Source organism: Candidatus Dependentiae bacterium (assembly GCA_013821315.1).
In the GTDB taxonomy this organism is placed as follows: domain Bacteria; phylum Babelota; class Babeliae; order Babelales; family Babelaceae; genus JACDHA01.
The window spans coordinates 1-25,355 of sequence record JACDHA010000022.1 but is presented as its reverse complement, the minus strand read 5'-3'; the positions used below and the strand labels follow the sequence as shown (position 1 = coordinate 25,355).

The window sequence follows — 25,355 nt, the reverse complement described above, 5'->3', positions numbered from 1 at the left end:
GCATGCCCTCTAACCAAAATTGACTCTTTGAAAATATTATAGTAGTATAATTAGTACAATTATAATAAAATTAAAGGGTTCTCACATGAAATACGTATATTATTTTTTTAGCTCTTTACCTTTTCTGCTATCTCTTTCTAGCAGTTATAGCATGGACACAACTATAGCCGATCAAGCCCAAATAAAAATAACTCAATTATTTCCTGAACCTGCAGATTTACGTACAGCTACTAAACTAACTCCTCAAATAAAGCAGTATTTAGCAAGCTTACAACAAGAAGCTACATTACTTGTTTTGCAAGCTTATCTTTTAGAGTCATTTGCAAAACAAACCGAACTACAAAATAAATGCCTAGAAAGCGAAAAGGCTGCTTTCTCATTTAAACCTGAAGCGGGTATTTGCTTTGACAACACTACACTTGAATATCTTGAACCCACACAAAACAGGGCTCCTCTAGAACAGGGGATACTTTTTTTATCAGAGTCTACAGAAGCAAATATTCTTTACTTACGGCATCAACAGCTTTTTATTAATAAGACCATACCTCTGAGCACTTAGACGATTGTCGCTATAGACTCTATTGTTTAAGAGACAACCAAGTATCGCTAGAAAGCAAACCCTACACACAGTTTAGTTACGACAAACGGGTAGCTGAATGGTTTACTAACCCCCAAAAAAGACTTGAAGACGATGGCTATACCACCCAAGGACACCCTTATTTTACTCAACCTTCGCGCTATAAATGGCAAACACTGCTTCATGCTTTTGCACCACTTATCGATGACTATCTGTTTGCTTTAGGATACGAAACTGAGGCACCTAATGGCAAAGCAACACATAAAAACATACGTATGTTAGGTGAACTTCAAACACAAAACCACGAAGTAAAATACGTTTACTTTACTTATAACATTTATCCAAGTGCCGACGGCTACTGGCATTGCAACCATCGTTGCATTGAAATTAAGTCTAAAAGTGAATTTTTAGCAACGAAGCTTGAACAAGCAAAATTAGATATACATTTTCCTAAGTTACCACAGGCAAAAAAGAACTCCACAACTACTCAAGCTTTTACAGGCAACAGTAACAGTAACGGATCTACCCAACCATAAGTTTACTCATGGCGCTTACAAACTGCTTTTTTGTTGTAAACAAGAGTGTTTTAAAGCCACACTCTTGTGCACTTTTAGTGTTATACTCTTTGTCATCTATAAGCAAAATGTCAGCTATACTCAAACCTTTTTCATGAGCAACTACAAACTGCTTAAAATCATTAAAAAATTGCGGTTGCGGTTTTTGAATATAATTATGTGCTTGACTCGTAGTATAAACACCATCAAATAATCCTATAACTTCAGGAAATTGTTTTTCAAGCTCAACAAAAGTTTTACTACCTATGTTTGAACAAATATAGACTTTAAACTGTTTTTTCTTTAGCTCTTTAATAAGCCCTACTACTTCTTGTTGAACCTCTTGAGCATTAGCTATTTCTATAAATTCTTTTTCATAGTGAGCAAGCTCAGGATACAATACACTCAAACGGCCATAAATATCTTCAGCAACTTCAGTCTGCTTTCTTAAAGCAACTACGTTATACCAAAAACGCGGATTTAAAAGCAGCTTTGCCATAAGCCATTTATTTGGAAAGTTACGCAAACAAACAGAAACTTTACTTGGTGACGTTTTAAATACAACGCCATGCAAATCAAAAGCAATAACCGTACTTGCGCAATCTAACTGTTCACTCTCTTGTGCCCGAGCCACAAATAAGATACTCGATAATAACAATATATAAAAAGTTTTGATCATTAGTCACCCCTACACTCGACACTATACACTATCTATCTTGATCTTAGCCTACACATTTACAGTGTTTAGGCAAAAGAGTAAAAAAATGTGCAAGGGGCACCGCCCCTTACGATCCCTGAAAATTTTTAGTAGCTATAAAAAAAAGGACCCAATTTCTTGGGCCCTTTTTAATAATACCTGAGAATAGCATAATTTTATTAACTAACTACCAGAGCTACAGCAGCACTTTGATCACCTGTGCAACAAGTAGTGCTTTTTTGAGCAGCAGTAATGTTATGATTACCAACAGATAATTGAAGCGTTAAAGTAAAGCTCCCATCATTTTCTGCTATACCAATACCAATGATGTTACCATTATCATATACAATCACTGTATTACCAGGCACTGCCCCATTTACTTTTATTGTATAAAAGCGGGTTTGCTCACTAGACGGCGTAACGGTAACTATAAGGGAATTGAGAGATCTAAATATCGACAAACCATTAACTCCTGTAACACTTCCTTGATTGGCTGCAAACAAGCAACCACCATCAGTTGAATATATCACTGATCTTGGTATAGCTAAATTAGCACCTTGAAGCGGCGATGTAGGTAAAGCAGTAACCGTACAGACATTATTAGCCTCTGTAATAGAGTATTGTGCAATAGTATTAGCACCGGAGTTACCAACAGCTATACATCTATTGTCAGGTGAAAGAGCTATACTATTTGGATTTACAAGACCACCAGTACCTACTAGTGTAGCAGGAGTTTGTAATACACAGTTAGGATCAACTTGAAACACTGATAAATTATTACTATTAAAATTAGCAACAATAAGACAATTACCATCAGAAGTAAACTGGGACGCAGTAGGACCAGTTCCACCTGTAGGCACTACTCCAACAAATGCAAGCGTACAGATATCATTAACTCCTATTAAAGTAAATACTGAGACAGTATTAGAGCCAGAATTAGTAACAATAACACATCCATTTTGTGATATAGCTACACTACTTGGGTTACTAAGCCCATTAGCAACACTGCCAACTACAGTAGCAGTAATAGCAAAATTACAGGTGTTAGGAGCGCGAGTTAATACTGTAAGAGTGTTACTAAAAAAATTAGCAACAACAACACAATTACCGTCAGGTGAAAAAGCTAAACCTGTATACTGCTGGTAATGGTATAAAACCATTAGGATCAAGGGTACACCCTCCTGCAGCAGGATTTGGAGTAACATTAAATATCGATATTGCTTGACCTGCTTGGCTTACCACTGCTAGGCATGAACCGTCAGGAGAAAAAGCAATACCTAAGTCACGTCGATCACCACTTCCTCTATTATCAAGACCATTACCACTAATTGTTTGAGTTAAATTCAAACTACAATTACCTGTTATTGAATCTTGAGCTATAGTATACACAGAAAGAGTACTAGTATTTGGGTCAGCAAAAGGCGTAGTATTAACAGCAACCAAACAATTGCCAGAAATAGCTAGCCCCGCAGGTCTAGGGCCTGAATTAGCATTGGCTGGATTAGAAGGTAAAAAACAACACGGTTGTAATGATAACGTTGTTATTAGTGCTAGTAACAGTACATATAAACGTGCTGCCATTTTTTTACTTGCATTCAATGCTCCTTTTATATGAATTTAGAAAGATAAGCGTATACGAGGCACAACTATATTATTTTCTTTATACATGCCCTTTCCTAAACTATTGTTGGACTTATAAAAATGACTCTATAACATCGCTTTTATAAACACAATATTCTTCTATAAATCTATGCACCACTACTTATCCTAAACTGCTTATCAAAATACCTTCCTTTAGGTAGCAAAGATATCACTGCTTTTTATAGCGCAGATTACTCTAGCGCACTATTATAGGGCAATAAGCTAATAACCTATGTCAAAACAAGCATAGATTTGAAGCGTAAAAAAGAAAGCAGCATGTTGCTAAAGGTTAACCATTGTGTTATAGAATTTAATAATCTCTAAACGGTAAAGTTAGTTTCTACAAAGGAGAGAACAATATACTCGAATGTATTGCTATTCATGGTCAATGAAGTCATTTAAAAAAGGATTCAGATGAAACGTTCTATTTTTCTTTCAAAAGCTCTTAGCTTAACGCTTTTACTTTCATGCTCACCATTAAAAGCAGCTGCTTTAGCACTAAGTACTCTTGAGCTTGATGGTCTAGCCACTACTGACAGCAGTTATGTATACGTAACACCTCAAGTTGCCGAGAGCATTAAAAGGCTTATAGCACTAGTAAAACCCGGTAGTTGCTCAGCTGCATTAACACAAATGGCAGAAGCTCTCGATGCACAAAAAGACTTTATAGCTCTTGAGATAGCTCAACCTGCTTTAGAAGATGCTCTTGCTATTGCAAGCCATCGTTCTATGCCATTAGATGAACAAAATAGTATTAAACCATGCTTAGAAGAATATGCTCAAGAAATTCAATCAGGTGAAGCGTTAGTTTCAACTGAACAAACCAGAAGACCTGGCCAAAAACGCTGTAAGGCTATTTGTGCTCACACAGGCATATTTTGTAATTTATTGGTAAGACAAAATTTAAATGTTAGAGGAGCATTAAGAGTTAATAATCTTAATGGTTTTGTACAAGCTCATAATGGCATTTTATCTGCTGGACCACTGCCAGCTATACCAACTCCTACAGACTTTAGCGGCACCTTAGAAGGTGATGTAACTGGTACACAAAAAAATACAGTGGTATCTTTTGTGTGCGGTGTACCTGCATGCGATATAGTTAATGCAATTAACACGGGTACCCCATTAAATATACCTGATACTCTTGTTCGACGTGACGACACAGGAAGCTTTAATGCTCAAAACGTAGGTGTTGAAGGCGCACTTAGTGTATCAGCTGCAGGAATTTCAGACCAAGGCAACTTAAGCGTAGTGGGTAACATTGGCGGCGCTCAAAATTTCACCCTTCTTGGAAACTCTGTAGTATGCGGTGATGCTACAGTTAATGGTAATTCTACAGTTAATGGTGATGTTCTAGTTGATGGAATCTTAACCTTAGAACAAATCCTTCAACAGCAACAGATGGTAATATAACCAAAAATGGCGCTGTATTTATACATAATTTTGGATCTACTACCAATATAGGTGTAGGCATAGAAGCACTGAATCCAACTGCAACAAATACCGGATTTAATAATACTGCTGTAGGACAAAGAGCACTTGCTCGTAATACAACTGGAGGTGAAAATACTGCTGTAGGCAGCGCAGCTTTAACAGTAAATACTGTGGGTAATCAAAATACAGCTATAGGTGACCAAGCTCTAGGCACAAATACTTCTGGTAACAACAACACGGCTTTAGGCGAAAATGCTCTTTCTAGATTAACCACTGGTGACAATCATATTGCATTAGGTGTAGCATCTGGTTCTCGCTATACTACTGAAAATAATAATATCGCTATAGCTAACATTGGTGTTGTAGGAGAAAGCAATACTATACGTTTAGGAAGACAGGCTATTCAAGCTGATCCCACAAATGGTGGTAATCTACCAGCACATACAGCAGCGTTTGTAGCAGGAATACAAACTGGAGTGGCACCTGCTGCTAACAATACTAGAAGGTTTGTAACTGTAGATACAACGACAGGTCAACTGTTCTTTGTACCAATACCATAATATAGCAAAGACAAGCTAAAACTATACTTAAAGGCCCTAGTAACTTAGGGCCTTTTAACTTACACTAAAAATTGAATCCTATTAAAATTTGGTAATACGTATATTGGTAGTTATAAATTCTTGTATACATCCGGCTAACTGCAGAAGATTATTTAATGAATTATCTAACCTTACTGTATACTGACAGCCAGCACAGTCTGAAGGTCCTGAAAAGTACTGCGCAAATAAAATTTCTCTTTTATTATTTAGAGTATAACTTATAAGTAAAGTGCTTTTTTTATAGGCTTTAAGATCTTGATTAGTATGCTCTAAAACCATAACCTCTTTAGCTATTTTTGATACTAAATTTTTAAGATCAGAAGTAATAATATAAGCTGATGCTTTTTTACCTCTAAGAGGTTGTAGCGTTATAATTCTTGACCAATCATCTTCATTTTTATCATCTTTAGGAATAAATTCAATTAGTGCCCCTTCTTGTAAAAGACGAAACTCTTTAGGAATAGTAACTGTAAGATTACAACGATCTCTTTCTGGTAGAAGACAATTGATAGGTAAGTTATATTTTACTTGAGGATCTTTAACATCTTGATCGGTTAGCACACTTTCAACATTATTCATCGACGCTACAGTGCTTTGTAATGCTAAACAAATAACGAGCATGAGAGACTTTGATACAAACAAATAACGTTGATTTAACATACTATATACCCTTGAGTAGTGTTAGAAAGACAGTTAGTTAACGGTAGTTAAGTATAGTGCTCTAGTAATAATTTACAAACTCTAATTACACTTTAGTTGCTAAAAATGGCGTAAAAAAAGCATTTTTAGTATTTTTCTATTACGTTTGTTGATTTGCCAAAAATCTTATTTTGTTGTACAATTATAAATAAAATACAACAGAAAATTTTGTCAATCAAGCTCATCTGTGGCTATCTTTTAAGACCCAGGAGAAAATATGTCAGATAGTGAAAATACTAAAAAAAACAGCGGCCAAGCTCAAGATTATGGCGCTCAGTCTATTCGCGTTATTGAGGGTTTAGAAGCTGTAAGAAAACGTCCCGGGATGTACATTGGGTCAACAGGGCCTCAAGGGTTACATCATCTTGTGTATGAAATTGTTGATAACTCAGTTGATGAAGCTTTAGCTGGTCACTGTGATACTATCTATGTTAAGTTACATACCGATGGCTCATGTTCTGTAGAAGATAATGGCCGCGGTATTCCAACTGATATCCACCCTACTGAAGGTATTTCTGCTGCTGAAGTAGTACTTACTAAACTGCATGCTGGTGGTAAATTTGATAAAGATTCTTATAAATACTCAGGTGGTCTGCATGGTGTAGGTCTTTCGGTAGTTAACGCATTATCTAAACGCCTTGATATAGAAATATTTCGCCAGGGTCAAACATTTGCTCAAGCCTACGAGCGCGGCAAACCGCTTAATACGTTACATGTTACGGGAAAATCAACCAAACATGGTACTATTGTACGCTTTTTTCCTGATGAAGAGATATTTCAAGAAACGGTAGTACTTAATTTTGAAACACTGTCAGCACGTTTTCGTGAATTAGCTTTCTTAAACAAAGGCTTACGTATAACCATAGAAGATGAACGTACAGGCAAAGTACACGATTTCTTTTTTGAAGGTGGTATCGTATCATTTGTTGAGCATATTAATAGCAAAAAGAGCGCTATTTTTCCTAACGTTATTTATATGTATCGCGAAGATCAAAATCACGTTCTTGAAATTGCTATGCAATATAACGAAGGTTATGGAGAGCAGCTTTTTTCTTTTGTAAATAATATTAATACCATAGAAGGCGGTACCCATGTGGCCGGCTTTAAGGGAGCACTTACAAAAGCATGTAATAGACGTGGCCAAGAGTTTGGTGCCCTTAAAAATGATGAATCATTTGCAAGTGAAGACGTACGCGAAGGTTTAGTATGCGTTATTAATCTTAAGATTGCTGAACCACAATTTGAAGGTCAAACTAAAAACAAGCTGGGTAACGGTGAAGTTAAAGGATTAGTTGACTCGTGGACCTTTGCTTTCTTGGATACTTACTTTGAAGAAAATCCTGCTTTAGCTAAAAAAATATTACAAAAAGCTGAACTTGCTCGTCAAGCACGTGAAGCTGCACGTAAAGCTCGTGAGTTAACTCGTCGTAAAACAGTGCTTGAATCGGTGGTACTACCAGGTAAACTTGCCGATTGCTCAAACGAAAGTCCTGCTGACTCTGAATTATTTATTGTAGAGGGTGACTCTGCAGGTGGCTCAGCAAAGCAAGGACGCGATAGACATAGTCAAGCAATATTGCCGCTTAAGGGTAAAATCTTAAACGTCGAAAAGGCACGATTTGACAAACTATTGTCAAACGAAGAAATTAAGTCGCTTATTGCAGCTATTGGTTGCGGTATTGGCGAAAACGATTTTAACGTCGAGAAAGCACGTTACCATAAGATTATTCTTATGACCGATGCGGACGTTGATGGTGCTCATATTAGAACTTTGTTGCTTACCTTCTTCTTTAGATACATGAAGCCTCTTATTGATAAAGGGTACTTGTATATTGCGCAACCACCACTGTATAAAGCTAAACTTGGCAAAAAAGAACAGTACTTAAAAGACGAAACTGCGTTTAAGAGCTTTTTACTTGACTGGGTTCGTGAACAAGCATTATTACTTGTCGATGGTGTAGAGCTTGATCGTCCAAACTTTAATGTGTTACTTGACGCTGTAAAAAAATACCAAGCATTACTTGAAGCTACAACGCATAAATTTAGATTAACGTTTGAACAATGTCATATGTTTATACAGTTTACAGCGGCTCATGTCTGGCAAAAATGGCAAGAAGAATCTGGTATAGAATTGCTTTTAAAGCAACTACGCGAACGTTTTACGGATTATAGTATAGAACTTCTTGATGATATGACAGCTGAGCTGGCTACTCGTAAACCCTATATTACTTTTAAGCATCTTAATAACACGTGGACAGTAAATACAGAACTCTTTACTGCACCTGAAGTTCAACAACTTGTGGCACTTATGCAACCGTTGAGCTCTTTACAACATGCGTGGACATTACGCGTTGTTGACAGGGAACGTGCTATTTCTGGTGAAGGTATTTTGTCGTTTATTAGTGCTTTAACCAAAATCAGTAAACCGTATATAAGTGTACAACGGTACAAAGGTCTTGGTGAAATGAACCCTGACCAGTTATGGGAAACTGCTATGGACGAACAAACAAGATCGCTTTTACAAGTAACTATAGGTGATGCATTAGAAGCAGATGAATGGTTTGGTACCCTCATGGGTGACGATGTAAGTGGCCGCCGCGAATTTATAGAACAGAATGGTCATTTTGTAAAAAATCTTGATGTGTAATGCTTCTTGATCGCGTTAAGTTATATATCCAAACTAAAAAATTATTACAGCCCCACAGTACGGTTATTGTGGGGCTTTCTGGTGGTCCAGATTCTGTATTTTTATTGTATGCTCTTAAAGCACTTGAGCAAGAACTTAATCTTACGCTCATTGCTGCTCATCTTGACCATCAATGGCGTGCAAATTCATCTAAAGATGCTTTGTTTTGCCAACAGATAGCTCAACGCTTAAATATACCTTGTATAGTACGTACTGCGTGCCAAATATCACTCGATAAAAAATATAATGGCTCCCAAGAAGAATTAGGACGCAATCTACGACGCTCTTTTTTTGAGCACCTTGCTCATGAATATAATGCTCATACTGTAGCACTTGCTCATCATGCAGATGATCAACAAGAAACTTTTTTTATTAGGCTGTTGCGTGGTGCAACTCTGAGTGGTCTGGCAAGTATACGTGCACTTCATGGCATGTATATAAGGCCCTTACTGTCTGTTACAAAATCAGAAATACTCGCGTATCTGCATGAGCACTCAATTACTTATACAATTGATCCAACAAATGATCATACTACCTATTTGCGTAACAGACTCCGTAGTCAGGTGCTACCAACGCTTAAATTAGCTGACAATAGATTTGACACAAATTTTACTAAAACACTCCAGCATATTCAAGACACTGAAAACTTTTTAGAACGCTTAACCACTACTGCTTTTTTGACTATAACAAAAAAAGAAAACAATACAGTTATACTTTCCATTAACCTGTTTTTAGCATGTGATGAGTTTTTACAGCCTCGTCTTTTACTCTCCTGGCTTTGTTCCATGGGAGTACCCTTTAGACCAAGCACTGGCTTCTTTAAAGAGCTTACGCAGTTTTTAAAACAACCAGGACCTGGAAGTCACACTTTTTATGGCAAGTGGTCTGTTATAAAAAAAAGCAATCAAGCATATATCCAAGATAAAAAATAAAGGCTAGAGAGTGTATCTCTAGCCTTTACTACTTGTGTAATGAAGTGCTCTTAACTTTTTATATTTTTAACTACTTAAGCTTCATAGTTAAGTTTTTTAGACTTTTGTTAGGTATTATAAGTGATTAGAAAAGTAATAGGCTCTCTAGTTACAAGCACTCAGATGCAACCTAGTAGAAGTTCTTAATTTTTGCCCTTCTCTGCGCCACTAATACTTGCACTACTAATTGTAATCTTATAAGAAAAAGCCCCTTAAAATCAAGACTTTTTAATTTATATAATCTGACTAGAGAGAAGTTTTTGGCCCTCTTGAGTAATGGCGAAACGCCATAAATTATCTTTTGCCTGGGAGATGCCAATGCGAGGCGACAAAGAGACGTTTATATCTTGTATATGATACCCATCAGCAATAAAAAGCTCCCCTGTATCTTGAGTTAAGTCTAGATTATTGGACTTATTAGTTACCGCATATGCTTTGGTAAGCCTACCAGGGCCATCAAGCTTTAAAGGAGATTTGCCTTTGCGATTAGAAAGCATAGTCTCTTGGCCTTCAACAGGCATAAGAGCCCGTATAAGTACTGCTCCAGCTACACAGGTAGCAGTCTCACGTGCTACAACATTAAGGCAGTAGTGTATACCATAGGTAAAATAGACATACGATCTACCTACAGGCCCAAACATAGGGCTATTACGGTCTGTTTGACCTGTATGGGCATGACTGGCAGCATCGTCTGTATAAGCTTCGGTTTCAGTAATAATACCTACTAGATACGTGCCATCTATAACACGGACCAAGAGCTTGCCTAAAAGCTCTCGAGCAACTATAAGTGTATCACGGTCATAAAATTCGGGTGAAAGAACGGTAAAATTTCTCTTCATAGTGGTGTATACTTTACGTAGTATCTGGATAGTTTTAAATTATTTGTGTCTAAAGGTGGTATTTTGTAGCAGCTCTCTTTATACTACAAGAAAAGAAAGAGAATTTATGCATAAGTTATATACCAATCATACCAAGCATCTTGCCGTTCTACTAGCATTAGTTGTGCATGTGGTGTTACTTGCTCTGCTCTTTTATCAGACTATACCCTCTTTACCAAGCTATCAATTTGGACAAGAGAACACTACATCAGTCCCTGCACCCGTATCATTTGGCGATATACCTAAAACCACTCAATCGATTTCTTCTAAAACCAGCTTGGCTCAGCTTGCAGCGCCTATTAAAGCCCCTGAAATGAAAAAACCTGAATCATTTGAATCTCAAAGCATAGACTCTAGTCAGGTTGACCATTCTTTAAACGTGCCGGAGCAACAACTACCTCTAGCAACTCTACCGACTACTACTCCTATGGCCGTAGATTTTCAAAAAACACTACTAATACCAGAAAATACTATAAATAAAGTAGCCGTTCCAGTAGAAAGTTCCACTAGAGATTCTGTAGTTAGAGGCTCAGACGAAAACTCAGAAGGCTCTTACGAGTCTAATAGACCATTACCCGTAAGCACATCTGGTAGAGGTACACACTACGCACAAGAACAATCTGGTCAACAAACTACCGAAAGACCTAGAAGGCGCCGTACTAGAAATTCAGCAAGAACTAGATCTTCTACAAATGGCAGTATCTTTCAAGATTTTGCTAGCGCAGTTCATTCAGCAAAGCAAGCTCACTACCAAGAGGCACAAACAGCGTATGAAGGTAGGTATAGTCAAGCGCGGGGTACAAACGTGTCTGCTGCTCAAATTGCACAAGTAGAAAAACAGACAGCCCAATTTAGATACTTGTCTTATAACTCTAATGCACACAAAACATTACGTACTACCTTTAACATTTATAGAACTGAAGTAGAAGTACCGTATGATATTTCAACAGCAGTGGATATTACTGTTACCATAGACAGCGAAGGTAAAGTTCTAGAGTCTAGTATTATACCCTCACTTAACATGCCAGAGGTAGAGGCCTCTATTATTGAAACAATACGTAAAGCTCACTTTGCTCCTTTACCTAAAAATTTCAATACTACGCGCCATACCTTTAGTGAACATGTTACTGTTAATTTACACAAAGGCATGTGTCGAATTATTTGCTCTTAGAAAAATAATAAATTTGACACAACTTCATAATTATATAATAATAATATCAGTAGTAATAAAAATATAAAATTATTTGAGTTATCGGAGTTTCTATGTCATCTTTTTTTAAAAGATTAGTTGTTTGTTCTTTACTAGTGCTTAGCAGCACTTACTGCTCTTATGATACAGCAGAAACGAAGGAAGAACTATTTAAAATAATAAAACAGCTCAGTGCATCAACGGCTAATCAAGATCTAGCAAGGATTGGTACTTTACTTAAGACATTTGGTGATATTAATGCGCAAGACGCAGAAGGCAATACTGTTCTTCAGTATGCTATTAAATGTAACAATACTAACTTGATAGCACTTCTTCTTGAGCATGGAGCATCACTCGATAGAGAAAACAATTCAGGTGTTATTGCTTATCAGTTATGGCCTTGTACTGATTTGACTACACATTACAATCTCTCAGACACTAATTCTGGAAATACAAACAGCACTGATCAGACATCAAGCCACCCATTAAAAAAAAGCAAAACTGTTGCATCAACTATGAGGACAGACTTTTTTAACGCTGTATTAACTGAAAACAAAGAACAAGTCTTAAAAGTGATGAGCCTGATAAGTATTTTTGCTTTTAACCAAGGATGCAAAGTAGCTTTAGAGCATAAAAAAATAGATTTTTTCTTTTTTTTACTTCAAAACTCACCTAATCTCAATACTACTTTAGATTATATACTCAATCAATCATGCATAAGTGCTATCCTATCGAATGATTTTTTTCTTGATTTTTTTATATTTTCAGCAGCCTTGGATACTACGAAGATCTCACTATTAGTATCTTATTTTACAAAAGTAAATACTCCAATAGAAAGGAATGCTAAAGGCCTAAAAAAGCTCGCACTATTACCCGCTTTAAGTGAATTACAATTAACAAGCATACTAAGCTATCTTATAAGCCAAGATGATGTTAAATTACTAGCATGGTTGCTCTCCATAAGACAGTTAACCCCAACACAACTTAAACACATAATAACCTACTCATGTAGTTATGAAAGCACAAAATGCTTACAGCATACTCTTAGTTTAAGTCAGTCAAGCACCCTTATAGAAAAAGCATTTCTTGAGTATTATACTACAACCAAGAGTACCAGCACATGCGCAACGAGCATGACCCACCCGCTGCCTCTTATGCTCTCACAATTTTGCATCAGAAAAGAAGTACTTACTGAAGCTTTATATACAGCTTTAACTAGAGGTAACTACCAAAGTGTACACGAGCTCCTTGGTTTTGGTGCTCAGATAACAGAGTTGCCTCAAGAGGCCTTTTCTCAAGCCTTAGAAATAAATTTGAAACGTAATAAGCTAGTTCTTATAGAAATTCTTGTTGCCTCTACAGCCCATATGACTTGTTTGTCTCAAAATCTTAAAAATATGTTACTAGCTTATAGTTTAGAAAAGCAAAATCAGTTATTACTTGATCAGGCATTAACTTGTGGTGCCGATACACGGCTTATACAGCAACATTTAGAAACGTTTATAAGAGGTAAACAATGGGATATATTTAACACCGTATTAGAAAGAGTTAAGCTTCCATTGGAGTACTGTAATTTTAATCAAGAACAAGAAATAAGTTTTATAAATCAAGCATTGCGAAGAGCTGCAATGCACGGATTAACGCAAGCAGTAGCTTGTTTGCTAACACTTGGTGCTGATATTCATTGTGCTGATTTAAACGGCAGCACAGATGCTCCATTAAAAGTAGCTTCTACCTATGGCAAAAGACAAGTAATAGAATATCTATTTAGCAGAATGGAACCCAGCGCTGAAACTCTTAATGTCTGTTTAAAAAATGGTGCAACTCAAGGGCATCTTCCTGTAATAGAACTACTTTTACAACGTGGCGTTTGTTTGCCTAATATACCTGCACTTATGAGTGCAGTTAGGCATAATCGTTTGTCTGTTGTTAGAAGATTATTAACTTGTCAACAAGATTGCGCACAAGCTCAGGCTGCTGTTGCTCAAGAGACGCACCCACCTATCATTAAACTACTGCAATCCTTTGATTCAGCTAATCATAGACGCTTACAAGCCGTTATCCAAAATCATTCTCAATCACAAACAGAACAAGAAAAACAAGATTGTTTAATTGAATTACGAGCACTTGCTCAACTGGTTTCAGGCAATCTACAAAATAGTCAAGGTAATACTGCTTTACATATAGCTGTTTTATATAACAACCCTCAGTTGCTAAAAGAGCTTCTTGCCCTAGGCGCGCAACCATGTATAAAAAACTGGCAGCATCAAACACCCTTTGATCTTGCAAAAACATTAGGAAGATGGGATTGTATTCAAGTTTTTTTACAAGCTTATTATACAGAGTAACTTTTTTAGACAAGATCTTACTATCGCGTTCATTTAATCAGTCACACTAACCACCAAGCAGCCCAAAGTGAATTTATATAACCATAGTAATATAAAAATAAAATATTTAAATTATCGGATTTTTTATGTCATCTTTTTTTAAAAAACTAGTTTTTGGTGTAGCAGTATTGTTTAGTAGTACTTATTGCTCTTATGATACAACACAAACTAAAGAAGAACTATTTAAAACAATCAGGAACCTAAGCACATCAGAGAGTAGCAAAAATCTAGCAAAGATTGGCTCCTTACTTAAGACATTTGGTGATATTAATGCACAAGACTCAGAAGGCAATACTGTTCTTCATTATGCTGCTACTTGTAAGAATAATCCTTTGATAGCATTGCTTATTAAACATGGAGCATCACTACATATAGAAAATGCTCTCTATGTTACTTCTTTACAGATACTGGTTTATAACAATTCAGCTTTGGATTACACTATTTTAAGCACCATTGCTGAAAAGGTAAAAAATGCTAATCATAAGCCAGACCATTTGTTAAAAAACAGTAACACTAATATATCAAGTCCTAAATCAGATTTTTTTAACGCTATATATGCTGAAAACAAACAACAGACTTTAAACTGCATGAGGCGGGTAAATAGTTTTGTCTTTGACCAGGGATGTAAAATTGCCCTAGAAAACAAGAAGCTCGATTTTTTCTTTTTTTTACTGCAAAATTCACCTAAACTCAATGCCACTTTAGGGTATTTATTAGATCAACCATGCATGAGTACTAGTCTATCAAATGATCTCTTTCTCGATTCTCTTATATCTTTAACAGCCGAAGATGATGCAAGCATACCATTATTAATATCTTATTTTGTAAAAACAAGTATTCCTAAAGAGACTAGTGTTAAAGCCCTACAAAAATTAGCTACATTACCTGCTTTAGATGAATTAAATCTCATAAACATACTACACTATGTTATAAAACTTGATGATACTCAATTACTAGCATGTATATTCTCAATAAGAGCACTCAGTCCAACAGTACTTGAGAAAATAGTAAGCTATGCATGCGAGAATGGAAGTATAAAATGCTTATCTTATACGCTCAGCACAACGCATTCAAGCGCTCTAGCAGAAAAAGTATTTCTTGACTATTATACTCCAATCAAGGGCCCAAGCACATACACAATGGCTGGCACACGCTCACTACCACTTATATTGTTAGAATTTGGTATTAGTAAAGAAGTACTCACCGAAGCTTTAAGTAATGCTTTAATACAAGGTAGTTATAAAAGTGCACACGAACTCCTCAGCTTTGGTGCTCAGATAACCCAATTGTCTCAAGAGGCTTTTTCTCAAGCCTTAGACGTAAACTTGCAGCTTAATAGGCGAGCTCTTATAGAAATTCTTGTTACCTCTAGAGCCCATATGGCTTGTTTGTCTCAAAATCTTAAAAATATGTTACTAGCTTATAGTTTAGAAAAGCAAAATCAGTTATTAATTGATCCAGCATTAGCTTATGGGGCAGATATACATCTCATACAGCAACATTTAGAAACCTTTACAAGAGATATTACAAAAATAGACGCATTTAATACAGTATTAGAAACGGTTAAGCTCCCTTTGCACTACTGTAAGTTTAATCAAAAACAAGAAGTAGATTTTATAAATCGAGCATTACGTAGAGCAACGCTGCGAGGACTAACACAAGCAGTAGATTGCTTGTTAGAGCTTGGTGCTGACATTCATTGTGCTGATTCACTTGGCACCACAGAGGCTCCACTAAAGGGAGCAGCTACCTCTGGTGGAAGACAATTAGTAGAGTATCTGCTAAACAAAATGGAACCCAATACCGAAACTCTTAATGTCTGTTTAAGAAATAGTGCAACTCAGGGACATCTTCCTGTAGTAGAACTACTTTTACAACGTGGCGCTTGTTTACCTAATCTACCTGCACTTATGGGCGCAATAAAATATAACCGTTTAACTATCATTAGAAAATTATTAACCTCTCAACAAGATTGCGTACAAACTCTTTCTGCTGTTACTCGAGAAACCAGTCCAGCTATCGTTAAACTACTTCAATCATTTGATTCACCTAACCATAGACGTTTACAAGCCGTTATCCAGAGCCATTCTCAAGTCAAAACAGAACAAGAAAAACAAGATTGTTTAATTGAATTACGAGCACTTGCTCAACTGATTTCAGGCAATCTACAAAATAGTCAGGGAAATACAGCTTTGCATTTAGCTGTTTTATACAATAACCCTCAGTTAGTGAAAGAGCTTCTTGCCCTAGGCGCGCAACCATGTATAAAAAACTGGCAACATCAAACACCCTTTGATCTTGCAAAAACAGTAGGCAGTTGGAATTGCATTCAAGTCTTTTTACAAGCTTATTATACAGAGTAATTTTTAAAAAGAGGAGCTCTACGACTCCTCTTTTTTTAGTTGTTTATTTTTTGTACTTACCTGTGCTAACGTTTAAAGTGTAAGCTAGGTAAACTATATACATAAGAGCAGCAATGGCACACTTGATTCTACTTTTGTTATCAGCTTTGTTATATGCAGCCGCTTTTGTTGCCCTTGATAATCTTTGGTGGCTCAGTTTTGTCTGTTTTATACCCTTATTTTACGCAGCACTTACAAAACACCTTTCTTTTAAAGAAGGCTTCTTGTGGGGCATCATAGCTCTAGGCTTACACTTAAGCGGCTTTTTCTATTCTATTTTTTATCTTGCTGATAACCCGTCATGGCATTTAGGCTTACTACTATGGGTAGCTTTACTTTATTTAGCTTTACATACTGCTCTGTGGTTTTTCTTTAGCCAAGTAATACTCCAGTTTTTACGTATAAAAAACACCTATGGAATACTAGGCACCTGGCTCATCTCTACCTGGTTGTATAGTATCTACATAGATCGCTATTGCTTATGGCCTTTTAACACTACTGAAGGCTTAATTATTTTAAACCCACTATTGCCGCTAGTAAAATGCCCAGGGATACTTTCAAGCATGAGCCTTATAGGTACAGCTGGTACACTTTTTTTACTCCTGTTTTTTCAAGCATGTATCGCTCGCTATTTTTATACACACAAATTAGCACGAACCATACTATTCTTAAGCGTACTAAGTATATTTGGATGGAGTGTTTTACAGCTGTGTTGCAGAAAGCAAATACAAAAAACTCCTACATGGGTAAGCACTCTAGCAGTACTACCTGAAGCTTTTTATAATCCTACAAATATCCAAAAAACTATTGATCAAGTAACACAAGAACTTAAAAAACTTTTAGCTCTTAACCCTCAAGCTTCCGTAGTACTTATGCCTGAGTCAGCGCTCTTTTTATGCGATTTAGCAGCACATGAAAAACTTCTTACTCAATGGAACAAAGAGCATTTAGGCAAAGAAGTAACTATTATTACAGGAGGCATTAGCTACCAACATACTAATTCTTATAATACAGCTTACTTAATACATAACGGGCAGATTAAAGATTCTTTTAAAAAACGGCATAGTATGCTGCTCACTGAAAACATAGCTTCTTGGCTTAATTTTAATTTTGTGCAATCTTGTTATTATACTCAACGACCCCCTATTACCCCATCAGCTAACAGACGAGCTCTCTTTAAAATAAACCCTGAATTAGCATTGGTGCCTTATATTTGCTCAGAGTTGTTTTTCAACAATCAACCTGATGATAATTTTAAAAATACGCCTATTGTCGCTTTATGTAATGACAGTTGGGTAATTCCAGAGTACGTTAAAACCATTATGTATAGCACAGCACATTTTAGGTCCATCCAATGGAACAGACCTATTGTATATGTCGCTTATGATCACGCCTATTACTTTTATAAAACAACACAAATCGCTCTTGTACATTCAGGTAGCCAACGAGCCTAAAGTTGATAGCAGTTGTATAACATTTTCTTAGTCTCTGTTTTGTGGTATACTTAATAAAAACATCAGTATAATTATATTTTTTAGAGCTTAATTTTATGAGTACAAAAAGAGATTTTTATGAAATATTAGGAGTGCCTAAAACAGCAACTCCTGAAGAGATTAAAGCTGCTTATCGCAAGCAAGCACTAAAATACCATCCTGACCGTAATCCAGGCAATAAAGAAGCTGAAGATAAATTTAAAGAAGCAGCTGAAGCCTATGAAGTTCTGTCGACTGCTGAAAAGCGCAAGCAATACGACCAATTTGGTCACTCAGGACCTCAAATGGGCGGTTTTGGCGACCATGGCATGGACATGAATGATATTTATTCAAATTTTGAGCATATCTTTAAAGATTTTTTTGGTGGTCAAGATCAAAAACAGCGTAAACAAAAAAGATCTGGTCCTACTCCTAAAAAAGGGCATGACCTTTCTAAAGAACTTCAGATTACCTTAGAAGAATCATATTTAGGTGCTACTAAAGAAATAACTCTGTACCACTACGTTCCTTGCACAACTTGTAATGGTAAAGGATCAACAGCATCTTCTTCTATAACTGAATGCACCGAATGCCATGGTAATGGTCAAGTGGGCTACCGTCATGGTATCTTTATGTACACACAGCCATGCCCCGTGTGCCATGGTGAAGGATATATTAATCCTAACCCCTGCCCGACTTGCAAAGGTCAATCACGCGTACAACAATACGATAAGTTTAATGTAACTATCCCTAAAGGTATCTATCAAGGCGCAGAATTGCGTATTGGCGGTAAAGGTGATGCTGGCGTATTTGGTGGCCCTTCAGGAGACTTGTACATACGTATATCAGTTATAGCAAACAAGAAGTTTACTCGTGTAGAAGACGATTTAGAATGCATGATAACGCTTACCTATCCCCAATTAGTACTTGGTTGCCAAGTAGAGCTGGAAAATATTGATGGTACTAAAGAAACTATTAAAGTATCTAAAGGCACAAAAGTCAGTGAACGTATTGTAATACCTGGCAAAGGCTTTGCACGTATACGCGGTAAAGGCCAAGGTAATTTAGTAGTAATAACGCAATGCGATATACCTAAAAAGTTATCTGCTGAAGCAGAAAAAACACTTATACAGTATTCAGAACTTGTTGGCACTCATACTGACGGCCATGAAGGCAGTATTAAAAGCTTTTTTAAAAAGTTTTTAGGCTAATAGATCGTTTACTCTATTTTATAGTCCAGTAGTACAAAGTTATTACTGGGCTATTTTTTTTCAGCAAATCTAGAGTGCTACCCGCCTTTTTTTAATACTTTTCTGAGATACTTTATAAGACTGATTATGTGTTTGAGTAAACGTATGCAGTAATTGATAAAAGTATTCACGATCTATACCTTTAACCACTGCTTGTTCATGTGCTTCAGCAAGTGCTACAGGGTATCCACGACCTTTTGCACATTGATCAGCAATTATTGCCAGCGTAGTTTCAAGTAACACTGCATCTTGCGCAACCCAAGCAGGAAATTCAAGCCGCGCTATCTCGTCTCCTGTATTAATATACATAAAATACGGTCTCGAGTGAGCAGAATAGTGCTGTGCTAAGCTTGAATTATGAGAAAACAAAGCTGACCTAGTAAATGGCTTTAGAAGAAATGAAAATATATCTTTATCAGTTATATACTCAAAAGAATAAGCTTGTTCGACAGGTAATAATTTTTGGGCTGTACCAACACGTAATAACGCTAGCACCTCTTTACTGTTAGGTAAACTAATATAACCTACCAGCGGTATACGAGTTTGGTAAAAATCATCGAGTAGTTGCGTTGCTTGTAATAAAAAATTCTGTTTAGAGTCGTCATTTTTAGCAACCAGATGCCAAAACAATAATGTGCCGTCGCACATAAAAAGCACTGGTGCCTGTGAGTTTTTTTCACGTACGCGTAGACTTTCTTTGAGCCCGATTTCTAGTTCTCGTTGCCCACGAAGACAATTAACATATTCAGTTGAAAGCTCTTGGTGCTCCAGTATACTATCTATTTTTTGAGCAGCTGTATGAAGTGATGGTGCAGAGTCTAAATATACAGTGCTTATATCACACGTATAGCCTAGATGCACTATACCCATGTTAAGTAAAAAGCAGGCAATACCTTGATGTCTATCGGGATATATTTGTGACCCATCAACGCTTACTACCGTATATTCTTTTAACGGGTCTGGCAAAAGGCACGCGGTGCTTAACGGTTCATGCCATTCAGGTAACAGGTGTGGCTGAGATTCACGTATTGTATATGCTACAGAACTAGTATCTATAAGCCACTGCCATAGTTTTCGTATCGTCTCTTGCTCATGGTGAGTGGTATAAAAAACGTGAGCAACTGTTTTTTGCAATTCACTAAATACTTTGTGCCTATCAAGCATAAGCGCTCACTTGCCTTTTTGTGGGTGAGCACGATACTCAAGTATGCCTTTATGCAAAGCTTCCAAAGAGAGCAATGCACAACGCAACCGTGTTGGTCCTAAAGGGATACCTACAAGACTAGTCATAGTATCTGTCGTTAACGCAAGAAGCGCATCGAGACTTTTGGCTATACAAAGTTCACTGAGCATAGACGCAGCAGCCTGGCTAATAACGCATCCACTACCTTCAAATCTGAGAGCAGCTACTGTATCGTTAACGATAAGTAGTTGAAAAGAGATTTTATCGCCACAAGAGGGATTAAAACTTTCTGTTGCAATGTCTGGATTATCTAATACGCCCCGATTTCTTGGATAGCGGTAATGATCCATAAGCTCTTGTTGGTAAAGATCCATAAAGCACCGTTACAATTAAAATTATGACTATTTGCCTAGTACCTGCATAGTATATACTTTTTAATCTGTTTAGACCATTAGTCTACGCAGCAAGCTCATCTTTATAGAAAACATATAAACCCAAGCAGACAACTAAAAAAGAAGGATAAAAACTTTTAGGCACGGTTAAACTAAACAAAAACCAATCAAATATTCCCACTAAAAGTGGCTCAATAAAAGAAGAAAGTGCTAAAAAAGTTATAGAATACTTTTGCAAAAGCTTAATATAGACAACACTGCCTACTATATTAGAAATCAACATAAGCGCTAAAGCACTCAATAAAAACCCTTTATAATTAACTATAGGAAGCGGACTCCACCCTTCAACTGATGCTGAGTGAAATAAAGCAAAAATGCCGCCAAAAAACATGGTAAGACCATTAGCCATAAGAGCATTACATTTATTATGTAAAATGGCTTTCTGAATAAATATCCACCCTAAAGGATCAGTAATAATACTTACTACAATAGCAAGCTCAGGAAGCGGTATAAAAAAATGCCATCCTGTATGCATAGCACCCCCCGACTCGCTGGTAAACAACAAAGGCACCGTACCTAAAAAGCCAATACAAAGTCCAAGCCATTTATAAGGAGTTAAGCGTTCATTGAGATACATATAAGCAATAAAAGCTGCTGCAAAAGGATATAAGTTATAAAGAAAGCAACTTTTAGTTGGAGTAACATAATGGGCACCCCAATAACACAGTACATTAGTAACATATATATTTACAAACGCAGCAAACAATAAGGGCTTCCAGTACCCTGTAGGAAAAACAAAATGCTCTTTTTTAAATAGGTATTGGTAACCTAACAGCATTATTCCTGCGAGCGCCATACGAAAGCCGGTTAAAAAAAGTGGTGAAGCGTATTTAAGAGCAATCTTGCTAAAGGGAAACATGAGGGCATCAAGAATGTTCATGAGAAATACTAGGAGCATCTTATCCCCGTTTTTTGCTTAACTCATCTTTATAAAATACATAGAGACCACAGCACACTATAACCAATGAAATATAAAAAGCATAGGGCACTTTAAGACCAAAGAATACCCAATCGAGCAAAGCCACCAACAGCGGTTCACTAAACGCTGTAAACGAAAGAAAAGTTACCGAATATTTAACAAGTAAATTAACGTAGATACTATTACCAATAACGTTTGAAAGCAACATCAAACTTAACGAACTTATAAAAAAACCTTTATAGTTCGCAACAGGAATAGGATGCCAACTTTCTACACATAAAGAATGAACAAGCGCCATAAGGCCGCCCAAAAACATACTTATACCATTAGCCATGGTAGCATTATAATTATTTTCACAAATAATTTTTCTTATTATAATCCACCCTAAGGGGTTAGTGATAATACCTGCTATTACCGCAAGTTCAGGTAGAAAGGGAAAGCCCTTATACACAGGAGTCATCTCAGTAGCAACGGTAGTCGTTAAAATCATAGGCAACGACCCAGCAAAACCAATAAAGAGCCCTAACCATTTACGTTTTGTTAACCGCTCGCTTAAAAAAAAGTAGGCTAAAAAAGCAGCTGTAAAGGGATACAAGTTATATAAAAAGCAGCTTTTAGTGGAGCTCATGTAATAAAAGCCCCAAAAATCCAATATATTAGTTAAATAGATTTCAGTAAAAGCTGCTGCTGCTAGCGGCAACCAGTAAGCACGAGGAAAAGTAAAAGCTTTGCGGTTAAAAAAGTACTGGTACCCTAATACAAGCAGGCCTGCTAAGGTCATACGAAAACCGGTTAAAAATAATGCAGACGTATACTCAAGCGCAATTTTACTGATAGGGAACAGCAGCGCGTAGACAACGTTCATCAGCACTAATAATAAAACCATACAGGGTTCCTATAAAACTTAAAAATGGTACACTTTTCTTTAGTATATGCTGCAAGTAATAACAGTACAAGATATTAGATATATTTAGCACCAAAAAAGGAGGGGAGCATGGCACATTTAGACGCAGAGACACTGAAATTAAAACAGCGCTACGGTCAAGAGTTTGTGCAAGTAGGAGCGCTCTATTACCATTATCGCAACCCGCAAGTGCTTTACAGAGTACTTGCTATTGGATTTCAAGAGGCAACTGATGAAGTATGTGTTATCTATCAAAATCTGGAAAATGACGTTATTTGGGTAAGAAACTTAGGATCATGGTTAAGCTCTGTAACAAAAGACAATCAAACAGTACCCCGTTTTACCAAAGTAGACTAAAAATTAATTGAAAGTTTCTGGTTCAGTTGCTACAGATGCCGATTTATCACCAAGATACCATTGTTTAAGAGTACGATTGGTAGCGTTATAAAAGATACTATACAAGCTTATATGCCAGGCAGCAATAACTATGTTCCAGCACGGTACAAAAGCTATGCCGTGTTGCACAAGTTGCACTGATGCAGTGCCCAAAAGCCATATTGATGAAGCTATAATAGTTGCTAACCAAAATTCGTAGTTAAATAGAGCGCATAAAAAGCCCATACTTGCTAAAGCAAGCTCAGAAAAACCAAGCTCATACTGAAACGGTGACTCTGACCAACCAGTACAGGCAGCCATTTCTAGCGGATATAAAAAATGTGCTGCAAAGCCTACTAAAAAGCTGCAGCCTATATTGAAAAACAGCGAATACTTAAGAACCATCTCTTGTAAATCCGAAAAAACACGTGACGTTTTAGCAAGAATCAACGTATGCACTAAAGGAGTAACAACGGAAATAACAAATAAACTAAGAGAAACTATCATATTAATAGTTACTAACGAAATGCTCTGAGTCATATAACCTCCAGGCTAAGAGCGGACTAATACAATTGATTGGCAAAGGTGATTGGTATAATTTAGTATACCGATGCTTACTGCGCATGCAACTGGTAGAGCAGTTTAAAATTTTCAGCTAACTCAAAATATACGCCTTATACTATTATTGCCGAAGTACCAATTTTTTCTTAATCTAGTTCTACTATCCATTCAGATACTTTTTCTTTTGGGTTTCTATCAGATATAAAATCATAACAAGTCTCTGGTGTAAATCGTTTATCACCAATTTTGTTTTTATAGAGATGCGTAAAAATTATACTATTTCGAACATAGACCTTATTATCAATTTTATACATACGCCACCAACCAATATAAGGTAATTTACTAGGATCTTGGACGTAATAAACCAGACATGATTTATCATGGGTTTTGATTCTTTCAAGTCCTTCTTTCCATTGTCTTTTATAATCGTCTATAGACCAATATTCAAGAGCAATGTTGAATCTCTTCTCAAAATCACCTATGGTAATTTTACCCTTAGCACAAGGTATTTCATCAACAATAACTATTTTTTGACTAATAATTTCTATATGTATATCCATCTAAACTTTCCTAGTAAGAATCAACAAGTTTTCTTAATATTTTTATCAAGCAAACATCATTTTACACTAGACTTGTTATGATTAATCAATAGAGCTAACTTCAGCTTCATGAAGATATTTACATTGTTCATAATTCCGCTTCATAATGTTAAGCAGCTCTTCAGTTTTATTAAGCCATTCAAGAGCAACTTCTTTGCTTAACTTAAATAGCAAATATGGTTTGTAATTTTTTAAGAACTCTTCATATGTAATAAAGTTCTCACCTTCTTCAGGATCACTAAAATGCCATCTATAAAGAGGAGTAACCTCTAAAAAAATTTCAGCGTCTCTATTATATATCCAAGTACCTACTTCACGAGGACTCCAGAGTGAATAGTTCATTCCTATCCATGTTTGATTATTTTCAGTAAGAACTAGTTTTTCATTAGGACTCTCATTAAAGTACTCATTAGCTAAATAGCCTAGATTCTTTACTATTGAAGGGTGAACTTGCAATTTTTGTTTTATCGCTTGGTTTAATAAAAAGTTTAAATATTCCATAGCTATTTGAATGCAATGGTGTTGATAAACTATATAACTTTGTTGACCTTGATTTAATGTTATAGTTACTATTTCACAACACTCAAGCTCTTGAACAGGATAGGGAATTAAAATTTGAATAAAAGCATCTTCATTAATCTTAAACAATATTGCATTATTCATGGCTAAGTTCTTTCACGATTTTTCCTTTATTACTAACAAGGCCAGCCTTTTTTAGTGCTTTTCGCTCATCTCTTGTCAGATCACTCCAGGGTGCTTGATAACCATGATATAACTTTTCGCGCGTCTTTTTTAAAATAACAAATTCGTTATTACTAATCCCAATTCTATGTTCAGCTCAATCAATAGATTTCACTTCTGCTTCATGCAAATACTTGCATTGCTCATAATTGCCCTTCATAATACTAAGCAATTCTTCAGTTTTA

At 36.4% G+C, this 25,355-nt stretch carries 24 protein-coding genes; 12 read left to right on the top strand and 12 right to left on the bottom strand.

Translation table 11 applies throughout. The annotated features are described in order from the left end of the window. Positions 1 to 85: 85 nt before the first annotated feature. Both H0X48_05425 and H0X48_05420 read left to right on the top strand, forming a co-directional pair. Positions 86 to 559 (top strand): hypothetical protein, encoded by a 474-nt coding sequence (locus H0X48_05425; protein MBA3954730.1) that lies wholly within the window; start codon positions 86 to 88, stop codon positions 557 to 559. A 293-nt stretch (positions 560 to 852) separates the two neighbouring features. Continuing rightward, positions 853 to 1,113, top strand: a complete 261-nt coding sequence (locus H0X48_05420; protein ID MBA3954729.1) for a hypothetical protein — start codon at positions 853 to 855, stop codon at positions 1,111 to 1,113. Here the strand turns inward: H0X48_05420 and H0X48_05415 are convergent. The 3 genes from H0X48_05415 to H0X48_05405 all read right to left on the bottom strand — a co-directional run bounded on the left by H0X48_05415 (position 1,100) and on the right by H0X48_05405 (position 3,409). Beyond that, positions 1,100 to 1,810 (bottom strand): HAD hydrolase-like protein, encoded by a 711-nt coding sequence (locus H0X48_05415; protein ID MBA3954728.1) that lies wholly within the window; start codon positions 1,808 to 1,810, stop codon positions 1,100 to 1,102. The genes H0X48_05420 and H0X48_05415 overlap by 14 nt on opposite strands. A gap of 197 nt (positions 1,811 to 2,007) precedes the next feature. After that, a complete protein-coding gene (locus H0X48_05410; GenBank protein MBA3954727.1) occupies positions 2,008 to 2,997 on the bottom strand; it encodes a beta-propeller fold lactonase family protein in 990 nt (329 codons plus the stop codon). After that, positions 2,939 to 3,409: a hypothetical protein gene (locus H0X48_05405; GenBank protein MBA3954726.1), complete on the bottom strand. Its 471-nt coding sequence runs from the start codon at positions 3,407 to 3,409 to the stop codon at positions 2,939 to 2,941. The genes H0X48_05410 and H0X48_05405 overlap by 59 nt, the downstream gene beginning before the upstream one ends. A gap of 474 nt (positions 3,410 to 3,883) precedes the next feature. Between H0X48_05405 and H0X48_05400 the strand changes: the two genes are divergently transcribed. Together H0X48_05400 and H0X48_05395 are read left to right on the top strand one after the other, a co-directional pair. Continuing rightward, entirely contained in the window at positions 3,884 to 4,882 is a 999-nt protein-coding gene (locus H0X48_05400; GenBank protein ID MBA3954725.1) for a hypothetical protein, read from the top strand. 191 nt (positions 4,883 to 5,073) lie between these two features. Beyond that, entirely contained in the window at positions 5,074 to 5,463 is a 390-nt protein-coding gene (locus H0X48_05395; GenBank protein MBA3954724.1) for a hypothetical protein, read from the top strand. An 81-nt stretch (positions 5,464 to 5,544) separates the two neighbouring features. On the opposite strand, the gene H0X48_05390 is transcribed toward H0X48_05395, so the two are convergent. Next, positions 5,545 to 6,162 (bottom strand): AbrB/MazE/SpoVT family DNA-binding domain-containing protein, encoded by a 618-nt coding sequence (locus tag H0X48_05390; GenBank protein ID MBA3954723.1) that lies wholly within the window; start codon positions 6,160 to 6,162, stop codon positions 5,545 to 5,547. Positions 6,163 to 6,418: 256 nt separating this feature from the next. On the opposite strand from H0X48_05390, the gene gyrB reads away from it, so the two are divergent. Both gyrB and tilS read left to right on the top strand, forming a co-directional pair. After that, the gene (gyrB, locus tag H0X48_05385; protein ID MBA3954722.1) at positions 6,419 to 8,848 is read left to right on the top strand and encodes a DNA topoisomerase (ATP-hydrolyzing) subunit B; all 2,430 of its coding nucleotides are present in this window, start codon (positions 6,419 to 6,421) and stop codon (positions 8,846 to 8,848) included. Further along, a complete protein-coding gene (tilS, locus tag H0X48_05380; protein MBA3954721.1) occupies positions 8,848 to 9,819 on the top strand; it encodes a tRNA lysidine(34) synthetase TilS in 972 nt (323 codons plus the stop codon). Before gyrB ends, tilS begins: the two co-directional genes overlap by 1 nt. A 272-nt stretch (positions 9,820 to 10,091) precedes the next feature. On the opposite strand, the gene H0X48_05375 is transcribed toward tilS, so the two are convergent. Further along, complete coding sequence (locus tag H0X48_05375) at positions 10,092 to 10,697, bottom strand: DNA-3-methyladenine glycosylase (protein MBA3954720.1); 606 nt, start codon at positions 10,695 to 10,697, stop codon at positions 10,092 to 10,094. Positions 10,698 to 10,803: 106 nt separating this feature from the next. Between H0X48_05375 and H0X48_05370 the strand changes: the two genes are divergently transcribed. The 5 genes from H0X48_05370 to H0X48_05350 all read left to right on the top strand — a co-directional run bounded on the left by H0X48_05370 (position 10,804) and on the right by H0X48_05350 (position 19,397). Then, entirely contained in the window at positions 10,804 to 11,907 is a 1,104-nt protein-coding gene (locus H0X48_05370; protein ID MBA3954719.1) for a hypothetical protein, read from the top strand. Positions 11,908 to 11,999: 92 nt separating this feature from the next. Then, positions 12,000 to 14,273 (top strand): hypothetical protein, encoded by a 2,274-nt coding sequence (locus H0X48_05365; protein ID MBA3954718.1) that lies wholly within the window; start codon positions 12,000 to 12,002, stop codon positions 14,271 to 14,273. Positions 14,274 to 14,398: 125 nt separating this feature from the next. Beyond that, complete coding sequence (locus tag H0X48_05360; protein ID MBA3954717.1) at positions 14,399 to 16,675, top strand: hypothetical protein; 2,277 nt, start codon at positions 14,399 to 14,401, stop codon at positions 16,673 to 16,675. 113 nt (positions 16,676 to 16,788) lie between these two features. After that, complete coding sequence (locus H0X48_05355; protein MBA3954716.1) at positions 16,789 to 18,168, top strand: hypothetical protein; 1,380 nt, start codon at positions 16,789 to 16,791, stop codon at positions 18,166 to 18,168. A 95-nt stretch (positions 18,169 to 18,263) separates the two neighbouring features. Next, a complete protein-coding gene (locus tag H0X48_05350) occupies positions 18,264 to 19,397 on the top strand; it encodes a J domain-containing protein (GenBank protein ID MBA3954715.1) in 1,134 nt (377 codons plus the stop codon). Between the two features lie 69 nt (positions 19,398 to 19,466). Here H0X48_05350 and H0X48_05345 read toward each other — a convergent pair whose 3' ends face one another. The 4 genes from H0X48_05345 to H0X48_05330 form a co-directional block, all read right to left on the bottom strand. Beyond that, positions 19,467 to 20,600: a DNA double-strand break repair nuclease NurA gene (locus H0X48_05345; protein MBA3954714.1), complete on the bottom strand. Its 1,134-nt coding sequence runs from the start codon at positions 20,598 to 20,600 to the stop codon at positions 19,467 to 19,469. A gap of 6 nt (positions 20,601 to 20,606) precedes the next feature. Further along, a complete protein-coding gene (locus H0X48_05340) occupies positions 20,607 to 20,993 on the bottom strand; it encodes an iron-sulfur cluster assembly scaffold protein (protein ID MBA3954713.1) in 387 nt (128 codons plus the stop codon). An 82-nt stretch (positions 20,994 to 21,075) separates the two neighbouring features. Then, on the bottom strand, positions 21,076 to 21,969 hold the full coding sequence (locus H0X48_05335; protein MBA3954712.1) for a DMT family transporter: 894 nt from the start codon (positions 21,967 to 21,969) through the stop codon (positions 21,076 to 21,078). Between the two features lies 1 nt (position 21,970). After that, positions 21,971 to 22,876 (bottom strand): DMT family transporter, encoded by a 906-nt coding sequence (locus H0X48_05330; protein ID MBA3954711.1) that lies wholly within the window; start codon positions 22,874 to 22,876, stop codon positions 21,971 to 21,973. A gap of 108 nt (positions 22,877 to 22,984) precedes the next feature. On the opposite strand from H0X48_05330, the gene H0X48_05325 reads away from it, so the two are divergent. Next, positions 22,985 to 23,251: a DUF1653 domain-containing protein gene (locus H0X48_05325; GenBank protein MBA3954710.1), complete on the top strand. Its 267-nt coding sequence runs from the start codon at positions 22,985 to 22,987 to the stop codon at positions 23,249 to 23,251. 3 nt (positions 23,252 to 23,254) lie between these two features. Here H0X48_05325 and H0X48_05320 read toward each other — a convergent pair whose 3' ends face one another. The 3 genes from H0X48_05320 to H0X48_05310 all read right to left on the bottom strand — a co-directional run bounded on the left by H0X48_05320 (position 23,255) and on the right by H0X48_05310 (position 25,092). Beyond that, positions 23,255 to 23,809, bottom strand: coding sequence for a hypothetical protein (locus H0X48_05320; GenBank protein MBA3954709.1), 555 nt, complete (start codon positions 23,807 to 23,809; stop codon positions 23,255 to 23,257). A 167-nt stretch (positions 23,810 to 23,976) separates the two neighbouring features. Then, positions 23,977 to 24,390, bottom strand: a complete 414-nt coding sequence (locus tag H0X48_05315) for a hypothetical protein (protein ID MBA3954708.1) — start codon at positions 24,388 to 24,390, stop codon at positions 23,977 to 23,979. 81 nt (positions 24,391 to 24,471) lie between these two features. Beyond that, positions 24,472 to 25,092, bottom strand: coding sequence for a hypothetical protein (locus H0X48_05310; GenBank protein ID MBA3954707.1), 621 nt, complete (start codon positions 25,090 to 25,092; stop codon positions 24,472 to 24,474). Positions 25,093 to 25,355: the final 263 nt, after the last annotated feature.

What these genes read in the sequence shown, in the direction of transcription:
- tilS (MBA3954721.1), top strand. Translation starts at nt 8,848, where the DNA reads ATGCTTCTTGATCGCGTTAAGTTATATATCCAAACTAAAAAATTATTA.
- H0X48_05365 (MBA3954718.1), top strand. Translation starts at nt 12,000, where the DNA reads ATGTCATCTTTTTTTAAAAGATTAGTTGTTTGTTCTTTACTAGTGCTT.
- H0X48_05310 (MBA3954707.1), bottom strand. Translation starts at nt 25,092, where the DNA reads ATGAATAATGCAATATTGTTTAAGATTAATGAAGATGCTTTTATTCAA.
- H0X48_05370 (MBA3954719.1), top strand. Translation starts at nt 10,804, where the DNA reads ATGCATAAGTTATATACCAATCATACCAAGCATCTTGCCGTTCTACTA.
- H0X48_05345 (MBA3954714.1), bottom strand. Translation starts at nt 20,600, where the DNA reads ATGCTTGATAGGCACAAAGTATTTAGTGAATTGCAAAAAACAGTTGCT.
- H0X48_05320 (MBA3954709.1), bottom strand. Translation starts at nt 23,809, where the DNA reads ATGACTCAGAGCATTTCGTTAGTAACTATTAATATGATAGTTTCTCTT.
- H0X48_05390 (MBA3954723.1), bottom strand. Translation starts at nt 6,162, where the DNA reads ATGTTAAATCAACGTTATTTGTTTGTATCAAAGTCTCTCATGCTCGTT.
- H0X48_05375 (MBA3954720.1), bottom strand. Translation starts at nt 10,697, where the DNA reads ATGAAGAGAAATTTTACCGTTCTTTCACCCGAATTTTATGACCGTGAT.
- H0X48_05420 (MBA3954729.1), top strand. Translation starts at nt 853, where the DNA reads ATGTTAGGTGAACTTCAAACACAAAACCACGAAGTAAAATACGTTTAC.
- H0X48_05405 (MBA3954726.1), bottom strand. Translation starts at nt 3,409, where the DNA reads ATGGCAGCACGTTTATATGTACTGTTACTAGCACTAATAACAACGTTA.
- H0X48_05400 (MBA3954725.1), top strand. Translation starts at nt 3,884, where the DNA reads ATGAAACGTTCTATTTTTCTTTCAAAAGCTCTTAGCTTAACGCTTTTA.
- H0X48_05425 (MBA3954730.1), top strand. Translation starts at nt 86, where the DNA reads ATGAAATACGTATATTATTTTTTTAGCTCTTTACCTTTTCTGCTATCT.
- H0X48_05340 (MBA3954713.1), bottom strand. Translation starts at nt 20,993, where the DNA reads ATGGATCTTTACCAACAAGAGCTTATGGATCATTACCGCTATCCAAGA.
- H0X48_05355 (MBA3954716.1), top strand. Translation starts at nt 16,789, where the DNA reads ATGGCACACTTGATTCTACTTTTGTTATCAGCTTTGTTATATGCAGCC.
- H0X48_05325 (MBA3954710.1), top strand. Translation starts at nt 22,985, where the DNA reads ATGGCACATTTAGACGCAGAGACACTGAAATTAAAACAGCGCTACGGT.
- H0X48_05415 (MBA3954728.1), bottom strand. Translation starts at nt 1,810, where the DNA reads ATGATCAAAACTTTTTATATATTGTTATTATCGAGTATCTTATTTGTG.
- H0X48_05315 (MBA3954708.1), bottom strand. Translation starts at nt 24,390, where the DNA reads ATGGATATACATATAGAAATTATTAGTCAAAAAATAGTTATTGTTGAT.
- H0X48_05360 (MBA3954717.1), top strand. Translation starts at nt 14,399, where the DNA reads ATGTCATCTTTTTTTAAAAAACTAGTTTTTGGTGTAGCAGTATTGTTT.
- H0X48_05350 (MBA3954715.1), top strand. Translation starts at nt 18,264, where the DNA reads ATGAGTACAAAAAGAGATTTTTATGAAATATTAGGAGTGCCTAAAACA.
- gyrB (MBA3954722.1), top strand. Translation starts at nt 6,419, where the DNA reads ATGTCAGATAGTGAAAATACTAAAAAAAACAGCGGCCAAGCTCAAGAT.
- H0X48_05330 (MBA3954711.1), bottom strand. Translation starts at nt 22,876, where the DNA reads ATGGTTTTATTATTAGTGCTGATGAACGTTGTCTACGCGCTGCTGTTC.
- H0X48_05335 (MBA3954712.1), bottom strand. Translation starts at nt 21,969, where the DNA reads ATGCTCCTAGTATTTCTCATGAACATTCTTGATGCCCTCATGTTTCCC.